Raw genomic sequence first — 17,670 nt, 5'->3', positions numbered from 1 at the left:
GGTGGGCGACCCAGGCGGGCCGCCCTTGGCGCCTGCAGGGCTATCAGCCTTCTTCCAGCCACCAGCGTAGCGGCTTGCCTTCGGCGGGCCAGAAACGCACTTGCTCGATCGGCGAGACATCCCAGCGCTGGACAGTCTCCAGGGCCTGGAGAAAACGCCGCTCCTGTTCCATCAGCGCCGGCGCGCAGAGCTTGCGAGTGCTGCCGACCTTGCCGAAGCTGAGTTTGTCGCCTTCCAGGGTGTAGGGCGCGAACCAGTGGTTGCAGCCACCATTGCCATAGGCCCGGCCATCCTCGCCAAGGGTGATGGTCAGGTGGCTGTAATCGATCAGCGGACGCTCACCGATCCATTCCAGGACGTAGCTGCGGTCCTGTTGCAGCTTCAGCGGCTCGGCGGCGCAGCCCATCAGGCCGGCCCCCAACGCCGCGAGCAGCACCAGGGATTTCATTGGCTGGCCTGCTGGCATTTCGGGCAGAGGTGGCGCTCACCTTCGCTGGTCCAGCCCAGTTCGGCTATTCGCGCACTGGCAGCCGGCTTCTGGGCCTTGTTGCCGAGCTTGGCGTCCACTGCGAACTCGAAGGCGAGTTCGGTTGCGCAGCTGTCGCAGTTGACCTGCCACTGATGAATCGCCAGTTCGCCGAATACCGGGCCGCGGGCCACCGCGACCCATTGGCCGAGTGGATTGATCAGGTGGCGAACGGTGTCCACGGTCAGGCGCATGGACAGGTCCTTGCTGCCCTTGAGGGTCACCAGCAGTACGTCGTCGGCGCGGATCGAGCCACCATTGCCGGTGACCTGATAGCGTCCCGGTACCAGGGCGCGGCATTCGATCAGGGTGTGTTGCGGGCTCATCAGGGTGTAGCGGAAATCGTGTTCGACCATGGGTCCTCCAAATATGCCGCGTATGCTAGCACGGGCCCTGGCCCCGCAGGTTGTAGGCGGGTGACCTTCGATCAGCCCGCGGCGCGGGGTTCAGCCCTGGACCTGATTCTGCGGCTGGCCCGCAGCCCAGCAGGCAATGTTGTGCAAGGTGGTGTCGGCGATGGCTGCCAGGGCTTCATGGGTCAGGAAGGCCTGGTGCGCGGTGACTATCACGTTGGGAAAGGTCAGCAGCCGGGCCAGTACATCATCCTGCAGTGGCAGGTCGGAGCGGTCTTCGAAGAACAGTTGGGCTTCCTCTTCGTAGACGTCCAGGCCCAGGTAACCCAACTGGCCGCTCTTCAGGGCTTCGATCAGCGCCGGTGTATCCACCAGGCCGCCGCGCCCGGTGTTGATCAGCATCGCCCCGGGCTGCATGTGCGCCAGGCTGTCCTGGTTGATCAGGTAGCGGCTGTCTTCGGTCAGTGGGCAGTGCAGGCTGATGATCTGTGCCTGGGCCAGCAGTTGCGGCAGGCTCAGGTAGCGGGCGCCCAAGGCCTCGACGGCGGGATTGGGGTAGGGGTCGTAGGCCAGCAGTTGGCAGCCGAAGCCGGCCATGATCCGGGCGAAGGTGGCACCAATCTGCCCGGTGCCGACGATCCCCACAGTCTTGCCCACCAGGTCGAACCCGGTCAGCCCGTGCAGGGTGAAGTCCCCTTCGCGGGTGCGGTTGTAGGCCCGGTGCAGGCGCCGGTTCAACGCCAGGATCAGGGCCACGGCGTGTTCGGCCACTGCATGCGGAGAGTAGGCCGGCACTCGCACCACATCCAGGCCCAGGCGCTTGGCGGCTGGCAGGTCGACATGGTTGTAGCCGGCCGAGCGCAGGGCGATCAGGCGAGTGCCGCCGGCAGCCAGCTGTTCCAGCACCGGGGCACTGAGGTCGTCATTGATGAAGGGGCAGACCACTTCATGGTGTTCGGCCAGAGCGGCAGTGTCCAGGCTCAGCCGGGCGGCCTGGAATTGCAGTTCGATGCCCGCGGGCAGCGAGGTGCCGAGAAAACTCTCGCGGTCATAGTTCTGGCTGCTGAAAAGAATCGTGCGCATGGCTGCATCCTTGTTCGGGGCGCCCAGCATGATGGCTGGACGCCGGGCAGGTGTTGCCCTGGGTCAGGCGTTGATCCGCGCCTCGCTGGCCAGGCGGCCAATGGCATGGTCGAGTTCATCCAGGGCGGCAAAGGCCTTGGCATCTTCCTGCTTGAGCAGGGTTTCGCTGCGCTGGCAGGCCGCTCGCAACTGTGGCACCCCGCAATAGCGGGTGGCGCCGTGGAGACGATGGACCCGTTCGATCAGCGCACTGTGATCGTTGGCCGCGCGGGCGGCGTTGATGGCTTCGCGATCGGCTTCCAGGGACGCCAGCAGCATGGCCAGCATGTCTGCCGCCAGATCGGCCTTGCCAGCGGCCAGGCGCAAGCCTTCTTCCTGATCCAGAACCTGCAGTTCCAGGCCCAGTTCCGGGCGCTCGCTGGCCCGCTCCGGTCCTTGGTTGCGCAACGCCAGCCCGGTCCACTTCAGCACCACCTGGGCCAGTTGCCGTTCACTGATGGGCTTGGTCAGGTAGTCGTCCATGCCACTTTGCAACAGGGCGCGCTTTTCGTTGGCCATGGCGTGGGCGGTCAGGGCGACTATGGGCAGCGGCGTGCCGTGGCGTTCGCTTTCCCACTGGCGGATTGCCTCGGTACTTTGTCGGCCGTCCATGCCGGGCATCTGCACGTCCATCATCACCAGGTCGAAAGGCTCGTTCTGGATCGCATTCAGCGCCGCGTAACCGTTATCCACCGCCAGCACCTTGGCACCCATGTCCTCGAGCAGGGTCTGGATCAGCAGCAGGTTGGCCGGGTTGTCATCGACACACAGGACTCGCGGTGCACGGCTGGAAAGGCTTTCCTCCGGTTCGCTGCGGGCCCGGCGCGGGGTGACCAGGTCGGACAGGGCACGGCGCAGTTTGCGGGTGCAGGCCGGCTTGGCCTGCAACTGGCTGTGGGGGTTGGGCACTGACAGATGGAACAGCGTCTGCTCGGTGGTCGGGCACAACACCAGGACCTTGCAACCCAGGTGCTCCAAGTCCCAGATATGCTGGCTCAGGCGTTCGGGAGACATGTCGTTGGTGGTGATGCCGAGCACCGCCAGGTCGATCGCCTGATCGCTCTGGTGGACGCCGGTGATGCCATTGGTCAGGGCTTCCAGGGTGTTGAATGGCGTCACTTCCAGGCCACAGTCTTCCAACTGGTGTTGCAGGGCCTGACGCGCCAGTTCGTGATTCTCCAGCACCGCGACCCGTCGCCCCAGCAACGGCGGGCCGGGCAGGTCCTCGGCATCGTCGCGGGTTTTCGGCAGGCTCAGGCTGATCCAGAACTCCGATCCTTCGCCGGGGGTACTGTCGACGCCGATTTCGCCGCCCATCTGCTCGATCAGGCGCTTGGAAATCACCAGCCCCAGACCCGTGCCACCAGGCTGGCGGGACAGCGAGTTGTCGGCCTGGCTGAAGGCCTGGAACAGGGCGCGCACGTCCTGGTTCGACAGGCCGATGCCGGTGTCCTGAATGCTGATGCGCAGCTGCACGCTGTCTTCGTGTTCTTCTTCCAGCATGGCCCGGGCGACGATGGTGCCTTCGCGGGTGAACTTGATGGCATTGCTCACCAGGTTGGTGAGGATCTGCTTGAGCCGCAGCGGATCGCCTACCAGGGACAGGGGCGTATCGCGATAGACCAGGCTCACCAGTTCCAGCTGCTTGGCGTGGGCCGCCGGGGCGAGGATGGTCAGGGTGTCCTGCAGCAAGTCCCGCAGGTTGAAGGGGATGCTGTCGAGCACCAGCTTGCCGGCTTCGATTTTCGAGAAGTCGAGGATCTCGTTGATGATTCCCAGCAGGCTGTCGGCGGATTTCTCGATGGTGCCCAGGTAATCCAGCTGGCGCGGCGTCAGCTCGCTTTTCTGCAGCAGATGGGTGAAGCCGAGGATGCCGTTGAGCGGCGTGCGGATTTCATGGCTCATGTTGGCCAGGAACTCCGACTTGATCCGGCTGGCTTCCAGGGCCTCCTTGCGGGCCAGGTCCAGCTCGATGTTCTGGATCTCGATGGTTTCCAGATTCTGGCGCACGTCCTCGGTGGCCTGGTCGATGCTGTGCTGCAGTTCTTCCTGGGCATTCTGCAAGGTACTGGCCATGCGGTTGATGCCCGAGGCCAGCTCGTCCAGCTCCTGGCTGCCCAGAGGCGGCAGGCGGGTTTCCAGGTTGCCGTCCTTAAGTTGTCCCACGGCCTGCTTGATCTGCCCCAGGGGATTGTTGATGGTGCGCCCCATGCGTACGGCCAGCAGAGCGGTGACGGCCAGGCCCGCGGCGATCAGCAGCAGGCTGGCGAACAGGCTGCGGTAGCCGCGCAGCAACATGCCGCTGTGGGACAGCTCCAGTTCCACCCAGCCCAACAGACGGTCGGACTCATCGGGGATCAGGTCGCCGGCGAGGTTGCGATGCCGGCCGAAGACCGGCAACTGATAGCGGGTCGCGTCATTGCCGGTACGCTGCATCATGTGGGTGCTATTACCCGAGGGTGCCGGGTTGAGCATGCTCGGCCCGGCGTGGGCCAGGAGAGTGCGGTCGGGGGCGAGCAGGGACACCGCGCGCACGTCCTGTTGTTCCAGGGCCTGGGTGGCGATGCGCTCGAGCATCGGCGCGTTGTGATTGCCCATGGCCGGAGCCACCAGGGAGGCCAGTTGCTCGGCGATCATTTCGCCGCGCTGCAGGAGCTGGGTCTGCAGGTCCGAGAGCTGCATCCAGGTGAAGTAGCCACCCAGCACCAGGGCCATCAGGCTGGTGGGCAACAAGGTCAGCAACAGTACGCGGCCTTTGATTCCCAGTTTCTTGAGCACGCAACTCTCCTGCTTCCACGCTGTTTTGAAAGGTCGACGGGCACGTCCGTGATGCGCCACCTGCGCAGTGTAACGATTTGCCCGGGGCTGATCTCGGCAAATTGTGGCGGGGCAAGCGACGGCCGGGCAGTTGAGCAGGAGGCTGCGACCAAGGCATTGGTTGCCGTGATCCGGGCAATCTTGAATAATCGTCCAACTGAGAATGACTTGCAGAAGCTAATGACTCCCGTAGCTGTTGAGCCGCCCCGCATCCTGACCATTGAAGACGACCCGGTGCTCGGTGCCTATGTGCACGAGCAACTGGGGCGTTGCGGCTTTGCCGTGACCTGGTGCCAGAACGGCCAAGAAGGCCTGGGGATCGCCCGCCGTGAAAGCTTCGATGTGGTGCTGATGGACATCCTGCTGCCGGGGATGGACGGCCTGGCGCTGTTGACCCACTTTCGCCAGAGCCACTCCACGCCGGTGCTGCTGATGTCGGCCCTGGGGGCAGAGGCCGATCGCATCAGCGGCTTTCGCCTGGGCGCCGATGATTACTTGCCCAAGCCGTTCAGCATGGCCGAGTTGCGGGTACGCATCGAAGCCATTCTGCGCCGGGTGGCGCTGGATCGGCGACCGATGCCGCCGGTGCCCAGCAGCTCTGTGCAGAGCCTGCGTTTTGACGATGAACTGTGCGATGTGTTCTTTGCCGAGCAATGGGCCGGCCTGACCCGCAGCGAGTACCGTCTGCTCGAGACCTTGCACCGCAATGGCGATGAGGTGCTGAGCAAGGCCTTCCTTTATCAGCATGTGTTGCAGCGAGGCTATGCGGCCCACGATCGCAGCCTGGACATGCACGTCAGCCAGATTCGCCGCAAGCTCAAGGCACTTGGCTACAGCGAGCGGGAGCTACGCACGGTGTGGGGCAAGGGTTACGTGCTGGGCGCCTTTGATGAACTGGCCTGATCTGCCCGGGCGGCACTCGTTATTCTGGAAGCTGGCCTGCCTGCTGGTCGCCTTCTGCCTGTTGATGATCTGGCTGAGCTGGTCCTGGGGCCGCTATGTGGAGCAGAAGAACCTCTACCTCTCCGATGAGGCACGAGCCACCCTCGGCAATTATGCGCGGGAGGCCGAGCAGGCCTGGAAAAATGGCCAGAATGCCGGCGTCGATGCCTGGATCCAGCAGGTGGCCAGCCGCGAGAGCAGCTGGATCGGGGTCATCGGCAGTGACCTGCAATCGCTGAGCAGCTATCCGCTGACCTCGCGGGAGGCCCAGCACCTGACCTTCCTGCGGGGCGCCGACTGGCCGGTCAGTCGCCATGCCCAGGGTTTGCCGTGGCTGAAGATTGCATTTCCCGATGATCCGTCCCTCGGCAGCCTGGTCATCGAGTTGCCGCAACGTTTCATGCCCGGGCGCTACCGGGCGTTCTGGCGGGTGATCACCAACGGTGTGATCCCCGGTCTGTTCACCTTGCTGCTGTGCGTCGGTCTGTACCGCTTGCTGGTGGTGCCGCTGAACCAGTTGCGTGAACAGGCCAATGCCTGGCGGGCGGAGCAGTTGAACGCTCGCCTGTCTTCGCAGACCACTCAGCGCAAGGATGAACTGGGAGAGCTGGGACGGGCCTTCGACCAGATGTCCGAGCGCCTGCAGAGCACTGTGGCGGTGCAGCAGCAGTTGCTGCGGGACCTGTCCCACGAGTTGCGCACGCCCCTGAGTCGTCTGCGGGTGGCCTGTGACAGTGAACAGGACCTGCCAGCGTTGCGTGACCGCCTGGCCCGGGAGGTCGACGGCATGCAGCGGCTGGTAGAGGACACGCTGCAACTGGCCTGGTTGGACACGGAAAGAGCGCCCTTGCCCGATGAGCAGATCCAGCTCCAGGCACTGTGGGAAATGCTCTGTGAAAACGCCTGTTTCGAAAGCGGCTGGCCCTCCGAACAGCTGCGCTGCGAGCTAGGAGGGGAGTGCTGGGTGCGTGGTCATCTCAATACCCTGGCCCAGGCCCTTGAAAACATCCTGCGCAACGCCATTCGACATTCGCCCCCCGGGGCCCTGGTTACGCTCGATGGGCGGCGCGACGGCGAATACTGGCATCTGTGGCTGGATGATCAAGGCCCGGGTGTGGCCGAAGAAGAGCTGGAACGGATCTTCGATCCTTTCATCCGTCTGGACGGTTCGCGGCCGGGGGATGGGGGGTTCGGCCTGGGCCTGAGCATCGCGCGCAATGCGGTGTGGCGCCAGGGCGGGCAGTTGTGGGCACAGAACACCGGCCGCGGGCTGCGCATTCATCTGCGTCTGTTGGGCGCTTGAGCCCCGGCATGGGCGGTCTTATATCAATAAGCCATAAGCCCCGCACTTTGCGTGATATGGCGCTCGGACGTTTGCCGGTATGATAGGCGCCCCCGCAGTCTGGATTGCGAATACGCCATGACCTTGCAGTACCCAACCATCGCCGATTGCGTCGGCAACACCCCGCTGGTTCGTTTGCAGCGCCTGCCTGGCGTCACCAGCAATACCCTGCTGCTCAAGCTTGAGGGCAATAACCCGGCGGGCTCGGTCAAGGACCGTCCGGCACTGTCGATGATCACCCGCGCCGAGTTGCGCGGGCAGATCCAGGCCGGCGATACGCTGATCGAAGCGACCTCGGGCAACACCGGGATTGCCCTGGCGATGGCGGCGGCGATCAAGGGTTACAAGATGATCCTGATCATGCCCGACAACTCCAGCGCCGAGCGCAAGGCGGCGATGACCGCCTACGGTGCCGAACTGATTCTGGTCAGCCAGGAAGAGGGCATGGAAGGTGCCCGTGACCTGGCGGAGCGGATGCAGGCGGAAGGTCGCGGCAAGGTGCTCGACCAGTTCGCCAATGGCGACAACCCGGAGGCCCACTACACGGGAACCGGTCCGGAAATCTGGCGCCAGACCCAGGGCAGCATCACCCATTTCATCAGCTCGATGGGCACCACCGGCACCATCATGGGCACCTCGCGCTATTTGAAAGAACAGAATCCTGGGGTGCAGATCATCGGCCTGCAGCCCATGGAAGGCTCGGCCATTCCCGGCATCCGCCGCTGGCCCGAGGAGTACCTGCCGAAGATCTACCAGGCCAGCCGGGTCGATCGGATTGTCGACATGGCCCAGAGCGAAGCCGAGGACGTGACCCGGCGCTTGGCCCGTGAAGAGGGCATCTTCTGTGGCGTGTCTTCCGGCGGTGCGGTGGCAGCGATGCTGCGCCTGTCCCGGGAAGTGGAAAACGCGGTCATGGTCGCGATCATCTGTGACCGTGGCGATCGTTACCTGTCGACCGGCATTTTCGATGCGCCCAACTGATGGCTAAGCACGAGAGAGGCCTGCGCTTCCAGCCGGCGGGTGGCAGTCGCGCCCCGCAGGTTCCGGTTGGCAAGAAGCAGCGCCTGAACATTCAGCGCCTGGCCAATGATGGTCGCGGCATTGCCTTCATCGACGGACGCACCTGGTTTGTCAGTGGTGCCCTGGCCGGTGAAGACGTCGAGGCTCGGGTGCTGGGGGCCCACGGCAAGGTCGTGGAGGCCCGTGCCGAGCGCATCTTCAACGCCAGCGACTTGCGCCGTCCGGCGGCCTGCGCCCATGCCGGGCGCTGTGGCGGTTGCAGCGTCCAGCATCTGCCCCATGAAGAACAACTTGCCCTGAAACAGCGCATGCTCGCCGACCAGTTGTCCAGGGTCGCCGGTGTCGAGCCCGAGGCCTGGGCCGCCCCCTTGAGTGGCCCGGAGTTCGGTTACCGGCGTCGTGCCCGCGTGGCGGTACGCTGGGACATGAAGGGCAAGCAACTGCAAGTGGGCTTTCGCGCCGCGGGCAGCCAGGACATCGTCGCCATCGATGATTGCCCGGTGCTGGTACAAGCCTTGCAACCGATCATGAGCCGCTTGCCGGCGATGCTCCGACGCTTGAGCAAACCCCAGGCGCTGGGGCATGTGGAGTTGTTCAGCGGTTCGTCCCTGGCCGTGCTGCTGCGGCACATGGCGCCGTTGTCCGAAGCCGACCTGGGCATCCTCAAGGATTTCTGCGATTTCCATCAGGCGCAATTGTGGCTGCACGGTGAAGGCGAGCCGCAGCCCTTCGATCCATCGAAGACCCTGGGCTACCGCCTGGAGTCGTGGGATTTGCACCTGGCGTATCGACCGGGGGATTTTGTCCAGGTCAACGCCGGGGTCAACGAGGCGATGGTGGCCCAGGCACTGGAGTGGCTCGCGCCGCAAGCCCATGAGCGGGTCCTGGATCTGTTCTGCGGCCTTGGCAACTTTGCCTTGCCCTTGGCCCGGCAAGTGCGCGAAGTGGTGGCGGTGGAAGGCGTGGCAACCATGGTGGCTCGGGCGGCGGAAAATGCTGCCAGCAACAATTTGCATAACACCCGCTTTTTTCAAGCCGATTTATCCCAACCCCTGAGCACTGCCGAGTGGGCCGATGAAGGCTTTTCTGCGGTACTCTTGGACCCACCCCGCGACGGTGCTTTCGAGGTGGTCCGCACGTTGGCGACCCTGGGTGCCAAACGGTTGGTGTACGTGTCATGCAATCCGGCAACACTGGCGCGTGACACGGTCGAACTGATCAAGCAGGGCTATCGGTTAAAACGTGCCGGGATTCTCGATATGTTTCCTCAGACGGCGCATGTCGAAGCCATGGCGTTATTCGAAGCGAGCTAGGATGGCTTGTCTAATCCGACTGGCCTTTCAGGCATCGCTCGCTGGCCCTGCGAGTCTTGCCTGGGGATTGAAGGTCAGCGATTTGACGCACTGAATGTGCGTCGTAGGGAAGGTAAAGCAAGATGGTACAGGTGAGAGCGCACCAGCCGATCAACACCGACGGCAGTATCAATCTCGAGGCGTGGCTCGATCATACGGTCAGCGTCGACATGGCACTGGACCGTGAAGCCTTGAAGGAAGCCTGCGAGTTCGCTCGCGAGGCAGAGCTGAAACACAGTGCGGCGAAGAGCCTGGGTGCCGAGGACGTGTCGAGTTTCAGCACGGGCCTTGAGATCGCCGAGATCCTCGCCGATCTCAAGCTGGACCAGGATTCCCTGGTCGCCGCCGTGCTCTACCGCGGCGTCCGCGAGGGGCAGATCCAGCTGCCGGCGGTCAGCCAGCGTTTTGGTCCGGTGGTGGCCAAGCTGATCGATGGCGTGCTGCGCATGGCCGCGATCACTGCCAGCCTCAGCCCTCGTCAATCTTTGGTACTGGGTACTCAGGCGCAGGTGGAAAACCTGCGCAAGATGCTGGTGGCCATGGTCGACGACGTGCGGGTGGCACTGATCAAGCTGGCCGAGCGGACCTGCGCCATTCGTGCGGTAAAAAGTGCCGATGAAGAGAAGCGCAACCGGGTCGCCCGGGAAGTCTTCGACATCTACGCGCCCCTGGCTCATCGCCTGGGGATCGGGCATATCAAGTGGGAACTGGAGGACCTGTCCTTCCGTTACCTGGAGCCCGAGCAGTACAAGCAGATCGCCAAGTTGCTGCATGAGCGGCGCCTGGATCGCGAGCGGTTCATTTCCGATGTGATGAACCAGTTGCAGAACGAACTGCAGGCCACCGGGGTCAACGCCGATATCAGCGGGCGGGCCAAGCACATCTATTCGATCTGGCGCAAAATGCAGCGCAAGGGCCTGGAGTTCAGCCAGATCTACGATGTGCGCGCAGTGCGGGTGCTGGTGCCGGAGATGCGCGATTGCTACACCGCGCTGGGCATCGTGCACACCCTGTGGCGGCACATCCCCAAAGAGTTCGACGACTACATCGCCAACCCGAAGGAGAACGGCTACCGCTCGCTGCACACCGCGGTGATCGGCCCCGAGGGCAAGGTGCTGGAAGTGCAGATCCGCACCCACGCCATGCACGAAGAGGCCGAGCTGGGGGTTTGTGCCCACTGGAAGTACAAGGGCACCGACGTCAAGTCCGGCTCCAACCATTACGAAGAGAAAATCTCCTGGTTGCGCCAAGTGCTGGAATGGCACGAGGAGCTGGGGGATATCGGCGGCCTGGCCGAACAGCTGCGGGTGGATATCGAGCCGGACCGGGTGTACATCTTCACCCCGGATGGCCACGCCATCGACCTGCCCAAGGGTGCCACGCCGCTGGACTTCGCCTACCGGGTGCACACCGAGATCGGCCACAACTGCCGTGGCGCGAAGATCAACGGGCGCATCGTGCCCCTCAACTACAGCCTGCAGACCGGCGAGCAGGTGGAAATCATCACCAGCAAGCACGGCACGCCGAGCCGCGACTGGCTGAACCCCAACCTGGGCTATGTCACCACGTCCCGCGCGCGGGCGAAGATCGTCCACTGGTTCAAGCTGCAGGCCCGCGATCAGAACGTCGCGGCCGGCAAGACCCTGCTGGAGCGCGAGCTCAACCGCCTGGACCTGCCCCAGGTGGACTTCGACAAGCTGGCCGACAAGGCCAACATGAAGACCGCCGAGGACCTGTTCGCCGCCCTGGGCGCAGGCGACCTGCGCCTGGCGCAACTGGTCAACCTGGCCCAGCAGCTGGTGGAGCCGGAACGTGGCAACGAGCAGCTGGAACTGATTCCGCGCAAGGCGACGGGCTACAAGCCGGGCAAGCGTGGCGATATCCAGATCCAGGGCGTAGGCAACCTGATGACCCAGATGGCCGGCTGCTGCCAGCCACTGCCTGGGGATGCGATCGTTGGCTACATCACCCAGGGGCGGGGCGTGAGCATTCACCGCCAGGATTGCGCTTCGGTGCTGCAATTGGCCGGGCGTGAGCCTGAGCGGATCATCCAGGTCAGTTGGGGCCCGGTGCCGGTGCTGACCTACCCGGTGGACATCATCATTCGCGCCTACGACCGTTCCGGTCTGCTGCGTGACGTGTCTCAGGTCCTGCTCAACGAGCGGATCAACGTGCTGGCGGTCAACACTCGCTCGAACAAGGAGGACAACACCGCGCTGATGTCCCTGACCATCGAGATTCCGGGGTTGGACGCATTGGGGCGGTTGCTGGGGCGGATTTCCCAGTTGCCGAACATCATCGAGACCCGGCGCAATCGCACCCCGTGATGCCGGTATGAAATGGATGAACTGATGTACAGCCTTGAAGACCTGCTCCACCTGATGGCGCGCCTGCGGGACCCGCAATACGGTTGCCCCTGGGACATCAAGCAGAACTACGCCAGCATCGTCCCCCACACCCTGGAAGAAGCTTATGAAGTAGCCGACGCCATCGAGCGCGGCGACTTCGACCACTTGCAGGGCGAGCTGGGGGACCTGCTGTTCCAGGTGGTGTACTACAGCCAGCTGGCCCGGGAAGAGGGACGTTTCGAGTTCGACGGGGTGGTGGACAGCATCACGCGCAAGCTGATCCGCCGCCATCCCCACGTGTTTCCCACCGGGGACCTGTATGCGCCGCTGGACATCCCGCGGCTGGATGAAGAGCAGGTCAAGGAGCGCTGGGAGCAGATCAAGGCCGAGGAGCGTGCGGAGAAGTCCGACGCCCCCCAGCAGTTGTCCCTGCTCGACGATGTGCCGGTGGCATTGCCGGCCTTGTCCCGTGCGGCCAAGTTGCAGAAGCGTGCGGCCCAGGTCGGTTTTGACTGGCCCGAAGCCCTGCCGGTGGTGGACAAGGTCCGTGAAGAGCTGGATGAAGTGCTGGAAGCCATGGCAGATAACGACGCAGCAGCGATCACTGATGAAATCGGTGACCTGCTGTTCGTGGTGGTCAACCTGGCCAGGCACCTCAAGGTCGACCCGGAAACCGCGTTGCGCGGTGCCAATGCCAAGTTTGACCGGCGCTTTCGATTTATCGAGCAGGCATTGCGCGACACCCGCCGTCCCATGGAAGATTGCACCCTCGAAGAGTTGGACGCCCTGTGGGGCGAAGCCAAACGCCAGGAAAAGAATTTGCCCAGCTGCGGCTGAGGCCGTTGCCTAAGTGAGTAAGCACCATGAGCCTTTCCCTTCGCGACCAGTTGCTCAAAGCAGGGCTGGTCAACCAAAAGCAGGCCAAGCAGGTCAGCAAAGACAAGCAGAAGCAGCAGCGTCTGGCCCACAAGGGCCAGATCGAGCTCGATGACTCTCAGCAGCGTGCCGCCCAGGAGGCCATGGCCGAAAAGGTCAAGCGCGACCAGGAGCTCAACCGCCAGCAACAGGAGAAGGCTGAGCAGAAGGCCCGCGCCGCGCAGGTCAAGCAGTTGATCGAAGTCTCGCGCCTGCCGAAGCTGACCACCGAGGACTACTACAACTTCGTCGACGACAAGAAGGTCAAGCGTCTGTCGGTGAACACCCTGATGCGCAACAAGCTGAGCAGCGGCTCCCTGGCCATCGTCCATCACGGCGGTGGTTATGAGGTGATCCCTCGCGAGGCGGCGCTGAAGATCCAGGAGCGTGATCCGCGCCGGATCGTGCAGCTCAATACCCCCACCGAAGCGCCGGACGAGGATGATCCGTACGCGGCCTACCAGATCCCTGACGATCTGATGTGGTAAGCCTGCACTGACGACAAACCCCGCTCATGGCGGGGTTTGTCGTTTATGGGAGGGGAGGCCGGTGATCCGCGTGGAGATCCCGGTGCTCCGGCGCTGGCCTGGAGTCAGGAACTCTGGGGGGCGCGGTTCTGTTCGAGGATTTCCAGTTCGGCCTTGTAGCTGTGGGCGTCGCTTTCGGAGTGGAACATGCCCACCAGCATGTCTTGTTGATGTACATCCCAGATCCGTACACCCGCGGCTACGCCTTCATGGGACATGTGTGAATCGTCGCGTTCAGTTACTTTTACAGTCATCTGCTAGCTCCAATCTCTGTTGATCTGCAGCAAGGCGTGTGCAGGACTCTTTTATATATTTTGTTAGCTTGCTAAGTAAATTGCCTGAGTCTGCAACAGACCTTTGCAGGATTGAAGACAATCCTGCAGCCCGCGAAAACCGTGACATTTCGCCGCAGGGCGGGATGTTTCATGACAAAAGTTTCATCTTCGCGGCCTTGCACTGGCCGTTGCAAAGAGACCGGGTGCATGAATTGCGAGCCAAAAAAAGCCCCGCATTGCGGGGCTTCGTTCGGCTGCTGGCTTAGCTGCCTTTGACCGTCTTGCCGGCGACGGTGCCGTTGAGGAGCATGATGTTGTACTCCTTGCCGTCGGTTTCCACCTGTTGCAGGCGGACCAGCAGGTAGTCCCAGTCCTTGGCGAACCACATCACCGTGGTGCGCTTGCTTTGTGTCGGGTCGCGCACGCGCTCGACCTTGATCGCATCGATCTGGCCGGCCTTGGTGTCGACTTTTTCGGCGCCCAGCACGCGGAAGTCGTAGGTGTCGACTTCACCGCCATCGACCACCTGGTAGCTCATGGTTTTCTTGCCGGCGGCCACGTCATGCTGCAAGGCGAGCTGGTAGGTGGATTTGTCCACCATGCCGGTGTTCAGCGGCAGCTTGACCGCATCACCACGGTCGGTGCCGGTGACCATCTTGGCGGACCAGTCGAAATCCAGGTCGGCTTTCTTGGCCTTGCCCAGACCGCCACGCTCGAAGTGATAGGACTGGGGCACCAGGGTGTCCTTGTCCAGGGTCAGGGTGCTTTCTTCCGTCAGGCTGGCAATCATCATCGAGGCCTTGAAGCTGAGCTTCCAGGCACCATTGGCGGTTTTTTCCAGGCTGCGTTCAGCAGTGCCGCTCATGGGCAGTTGCTTCCAGTCGGCGGTGTAGCTGGCGGAGAACGGTTGAAGGTCTGCCGCCTGCACAGCCGGCAGGGCGAACAGAGCACAAGCGAAGAGCAGGGCGCGACGCATAAAATCTCCTAGGTTCGAATCAAATAGCCGCTGGCGGCCAGCAATTGACCATCCAGTAAAGCACCCTGGTCGCCAAGCGTCAGTCGATCTTCGGCAAACCAGCGTACGGCCATGGGGTAAATCCGGTGTTCCTGAACGTGCACTCGCTGCGCAAGGCTTTGCGGCGAGTCGTGCAACTCTACCGGGATCACAGCCTGTACGACCAGAGGCCCGCCATCGAGTTCCTCGGTGACGAAGTGCACACTGCAGCCGTGTTCCGTATCTCCGGCCTCCAGCGCCCGCTGATGAGTGTGTAACCCTTTGTATTTGGGCAGCAGCGACGGGTGGATATTCAGCAGGCGACCCTGATAGTGGCGGACGAAGCCGCCGCTGAGGATGCGCATGAACCCCGCCAGGACTACCAGTTTGGGCTGGAAGGTATCGATCAGCTCGATCAGCCCGCGGTCGAAGGCCTCGCGGCCCTCGAAGGTGGTGTGATCGAGGAAGCGGGTGGGGATTCCCGCGTCCTTGGCGCGCTGCAGGCCGTAGGCATCAGCACGGTTGGAAATCACGGCAGCGATGCGGACCGGGCTGTCGCCGGTCTGCACGCTGTCGATCAGGGCTTGCAGGTTACTGCCGGTGCCGGACAGCAGCACCACAACATCACAGGTCGGCGACATCCGCTCTTGCATCAGTGAGCCTTGAGGTTCTTCAGCTCGACCTGGGCTGCGCCTTCGGCAGCGGTGGCGATCTGGCCAATGACCCATGGCTGTTCGCCAGCGGCGCGCAGGGCATTCAGGGCGGTTTCAACCTGATCCTGAGCCACGCAGATGACCATGCCCACGCCGCAGTTCAGGACGCGGTGCATTTCGTGCTCGTCGACGTTGCCTTTCTCCTGCAGCCAGTCGAATACTGCCGGGCGCTGCCAGCTCGCCACGTCGACCACTGCCTGGGCGCCTTTTGGCAGCACGCGCGGGATGTTGTCCAGCAGGCCGCCGCCGGTGATGTGGGCCATGGCCTTGACCGCGCCGGTGTCCTTGATCAGCTTGAGCAGCGGCTTGACGTAGATGCGGGTCGGGGCCATCAGCAGGTCGGTCAGCGGTTTGCCGTCCAGCTGGATGTTCTCGATATCGGCGCCCGAAACTTCGATGATCTTGCGGATCAGCGAGTAGCCGTTGGAGTGCGGGCCGGAAGAGGGCAGGGCCAGCAGGGCGTCGCCGGCAGCCACTTTCGAGCCGTCGATGATTTCCGATTTCTCCACCACGCCAACGCAGAAGCCGGCCAGGTCGTAGTCTTCGCCTTCGTACATGCCGGGCATTTCAGCGGTCTCGCCGCCCACCAGGGAGCAGCCGGACAGTTCGCAGCCCGCACCGATGCCGGTCACGACCTGGGCCGCGGTGTCGACGTTGAGCTTGCCGGTGGCGTAGTAGTCGAGGAAGAACAGTGGCTCGGCACCGCAGACCACCAGGTCGTTGACGCACATGGCCACCAGGTCGATGCCGATGCTGTCGTGCTTGTTCAGGTTCAGGGCCAGGCGCAGCTTGGTGCCGACGCCGTCGGTGCCGGAAACCAGAACAGGTTGCTTGTAGCCGGCCGGGATTTCGCAGAGGGCGCCGAAACCGCCCAGGCCGCCCATGACTTCCGGGCGCGCAGTGCGCTTGGCGACGCTCTTGATGCGTTCGACCAATGCTTCACCGGCGTCGATGTCTACACCGGCGTCTTTGTAGCTCAGGGAGGGTTGCTTGCTCATGATCCAGGCCTTTAGGGGGGATTCAGGGGTATCGACCGATCCAGTGAGACTGCCCAGGCACTGTGAAAGTGTTTCAGGGTGCCCAGCTGATGCCGGTCTGCGAAGGCGCGCGATTTTATCAGGCTTGAGGGGCAGCGGCCATCCTCGGGCCGACGGGTAGAGGCATATCCGCTTAAAAAAACCGCCATTGGCCGTGTTGGTGGTCCTGCTCATGTCTGTATAAGGTATAGCGTTCAAGTGGCTATCGTTATGACAGTGCGAAAACAATCGGGCGCGAGGTGAATGTTTTGCCGGGGCTTGTGGTCACAGCCTTGCTCGCCGTGATGGATGCGTGCTGTTTCAATCTTTTTTTGTCGTCGGGAATCTTCCATGCGTCTGGGTAAATTTCTGTTTGTGGGCTGTCTGTCATTGATCAGCCTGGCGAGTCATGCCGAAACCCTCAATGGCCTCTATCAAGTACGTGAACCGGTCAGCAGCCAGTCGCCTGAAGAGCGCGACCAGGCGACCCAGCGCGCGCTGGAAACCCTGGTGCTGCGTCTCACCGGTGACGCCAAGGCTGCTCAAGGTCCCGGGCTGGCGGCGATCCGCAAGGACCCGCAGCAGATCATCAGCCAGTACGGCTATGACGCCGGCCCGCCGGAAAGCCTGCAAGTGGACTTCGACCCGGTCAGTACCGATCGCGCCTTGCGCCAGGCGGGATTGTCGCTGTGGGGCAACAACCGGCCTTCGATCCTGAGCTGGTGGCTGAACGACTCCACCGAAGGCTCGAGCCTGGTGGGAGATGGCCAGGCCAGTGCGGCTCCGCTGCGGCGTGCGGCCCAGCACCGTGGGCTGCCCTTGCGTTTGCCCCTGGGGGACCTGAATGAGCAGATCGTCGCTACGGCGCCGAATCTTGAGGGCTCCGACCCGGCGCCGCTGCGCGAGGCTTCGGAGCGCTATGGCGCTGACGCGCTGCTGGCGGTGCATGCCCGGGAGGAGGGTGGCCAGTGGCAGGCCAAGTGGCGGCTGTGGCTCGGCGATCAGAAAGAGCAGGGTTCGGTTCAGGGCGCGGACACCGCAGCCTTGGCCGATGCCGTGCTGTTGGCGGTGAGCCAGCGCCTGGCGCCGCGCTTCGCCACCCGTCCAGGCACCTCCAGCGAGCAGTTGCTGGAAGTCCAGGGCATGAATCTTGAGCACTATGCGGCGCTGGGGCATCTGCTGGAGCCGTTCGGTGCGCAGTTGCAGAGTGTCGAAGGGGATCGGATCGTTTATCGGGTCAACGGCAGTGCCGAGCAGTTGCGGGCGCAGTTGTCCCTGGCCAGGTTGCAGGAGATTCCTGCCGGTGAGGCGCAGGCGCCGGTGCAAGCGCCGGTGCAGGCTGGCGAAGGTGCGGTTCCGGCAGTGGCGCCGGCGCCGGCGGCGCAGCTGCGTTTTCGTTGGTAGCAGG

At 63.3% G+C, this 17,670-nt stretch carries 16 protein-coding genes; 8 read left to right on the top strand and 8 right to left on the bottom strand.

All coding sequences use genetic code 11. The features are described from left to right. Positions 1–43 precede the first annotated feature (43 nt). The 4 genes from ACZ5BO_RS26260 to ACZ5BO_RS26245 all read right to left on the bottom strand — a co-directional run bounded on the left by ACZ5BO_RS26260 (position 44) and on the right by ACZ5BO_RS26245 (position 4,779). The gene (locus ACZ5BO_RS26260) at positions 44–448 is read right to left on the bottom strand and encodes an META domain-containing protein (protein ID WP_025126997.1); all 405 of its coding nucleotides are present in this window, start codon (positions 446–448) and stop codon (positions 44–46) included. Further along, a complete protein-coding gene (locus ACZ5BO_RS26255; protein WP_025126998.1) occupies positions 445–882 on the bottom strand; it encodes a hypothetical protein in 438 nt (145 codons plus the stop codon). The genes ACZ5BO_RS26260 and ACZ5BO_RS26255 overlap by 4 nt, the downstream gene beginning before the upstream one ends. A 90-nt stretch (positions 883–972) precedes the next feature. Further along, the gene (locus ACZ5BO_RS26250) at positions 973–1,962 is read right to left on the bottom strand and encodes a 2-hydroxyacid dehydrogenase (RefSeq protein WP_025126999.1); all 990 of its coding nucleotides are present in this window, start codon (positions 1,960–1,962) and stop codon (positions 973–975) included. A gap of 63 nt (positions 1,963–2,025) precedes the next feature. Then, entirely contained in the window at positions 2,026–4,779 is a 2,754-nt protein-coding gene (locus tag ACZ5BO_RS26245; RefSeq protein ID WP_025127000.1) for a response regulator, read from the bottom strand. A gap of 219 nt (positions 4,780–4,998) precedes the next feature. Here ACZ5BO_RS26245 and ACZ5BO_RS26240 point away from each other — a divergent pair, with 219 nt between their 5' ends. From ACZ5BO_RS26240 to ACZ5BO_RS26210, 7 genes are all read left to right on the top strand, one after another. Next, positions 4,999–5,721 (top strand): response regulator transcription factor, encoded by a 723-nt coding sequence (locus ACZ5BO_RS26240; protein ID WP_025127001.1) that lies wholly within the window; start codon positions 4,999–5,001, stop codon positions 5,719–5,721. Then, a complete protein-coding gene (locus tag ACZ5BO_RS26235) occupies positions 5,708–7,063 on the top strand; it encodes a histidine kinase sensor domain-containing protein (protein ID WP_464696957.1) in 1,356 nt (451 codons plus the stop codon). Before ACZ5BO_RS26240 ends, ACZ5BO_RS26235 begins: the two co-directional genes overlap by 14 nt. Positions 7,064–7,180: 117 nt before the next feature. After that, positions 7,181–8,083, top strand: a complete 903-nt coding sequence (cysM, locus tag ACZ5BO_RS26230; RefSeq protein WP_025127003.1) for a cysteine synthase CysM — start codon at positions 7,181–7,183, stop codon at positions 8,081–8,083. Continuing rightward, entirely contained in the window at positions 8,083–9,435 is a 1,353-nt protein-coding gene (rlmD, locus tag ACZ5BO_RS26225) for a 23S rRNA (uracil(1939)-C(5))-methyltransferase RlmD (protein WP_464696956.1), read from the top strand. The genes cysM and rlmD overlap by 1 nt, the downstream gene beginning before the upstream one ends. 122 nt (positions 9,436–9,557) lie before the next feature. Continuing rightward, positions 9,558–11,801, top strand: a complete 2,244-nt coding sequence (gene relA / locus ACZ5BO_RS26220; protein WP_464696955.1) for a GTP diphosphokinase — start codon at positions 9,558–9,560, stop codon at positions 11,799–11,801. 24 nt (positions 11,802–11,825) lie between these two features. Then, entirely contained in the window at positions 11,826–12,659 is an 834-nt protein-coding gene (gene mazG / locus ACZ5BO_RS26215; protein WP_464696954.1) for a nucleoside triphosphate pyrophosphohydrolase, read from the top strand. A 26-nt stretch (positions 12,660–12,685) separates the two neighbouring features. Next, on the top strand, positions 12,686–13,225 hold the full coding sequence (locus ACZ5BO_RS26210) for a DUF2058 domain-containing protein (protein WP_025127007.1): 540 nt from the start codon (positions 12,686–12,688) through the stop codon (positions 13,223–13,225). A 104-nt stretch (positions 13,226–13,329) separates the two neighbouring features. Here the strand turns inward: ACZ5BO_RS26210 and ACZ5BO_RS26205 are convergent, their stop codons facing one another. The 4 genes from ACZ5BO_RS26205 to purM form a co-directional block, all read right to left on the bottom strand. Beyond that, positions 13,330–13,518, bottom strand: coding sequence for a hypothetical protein (locus tag ACZ5BO_RS26205; protein WP_025127008.1), 189 nt, complete (start codon positions 13,516–13,518; stop codon positions 13,330–13,332). A gap of 283 nt (positions 13,519–13,801) precedes the next feature. Next, positions 13,802–14,515, bottom strand: coding sequence for a DUF3108 domain-containing protein (locus ACZ5BO_RS26200; RefSeq protein WP_464696953.1), 714 nt, complete (start codon positions 14,513–14,515; stop codon positions 13,802–13,804). 8 nt (positions 14,516–14,523) lie between these two features. Continuing rightward, on the bottom strand, positions 14,524–15,174 hold the full coding sequence (gene purN, locus ACZ5BO_RS26195; protein WP_025127010.1) for a phosphoribosylglycinamide formyltransferase: 651 nt from the start codon (positions 15,172–15,174) through the stop codon (positions 14,524–14,526). An 11-nt stretch (positions 15,175–15,185) separates the two neighbouring features. Beyond that, positions 15,186–16,244, bottom strand: a complete 1,059-nt coding sequence (purM, locus tag ACZ5BO_RS26190; protein WP_025127011.1) for a phosphoribosylformylglycinamidine cyclo-ligase — start codon at positions 16,242–16,244, stop codon at positions 15,186–15,188. 369 nt (positions 16,245–16,613) lie between these two features. Between purM and ACZ5BO_RS26185 the strand changes: the two genes are divergently transcribed. After that, positions 16,614–17,666, top strand: a complete 1,053-nt coding sequence (locus ACZ5BO_RS26185) for a DUF2066 domain-containing protein (protein ID WP_464696952.1) — start codon at positions 16,614–16,616, stop codon at positions 17,664–17,666. Positions 17,667–17,670: the final 4 nt, after the last annotated feature.

Source organism: Pseudomonas sp. FFPRI_1, assembly GCF_055384485.1.
This window is presented reverse-complemented; position numbering and strand designations above follow the sequence as displayed.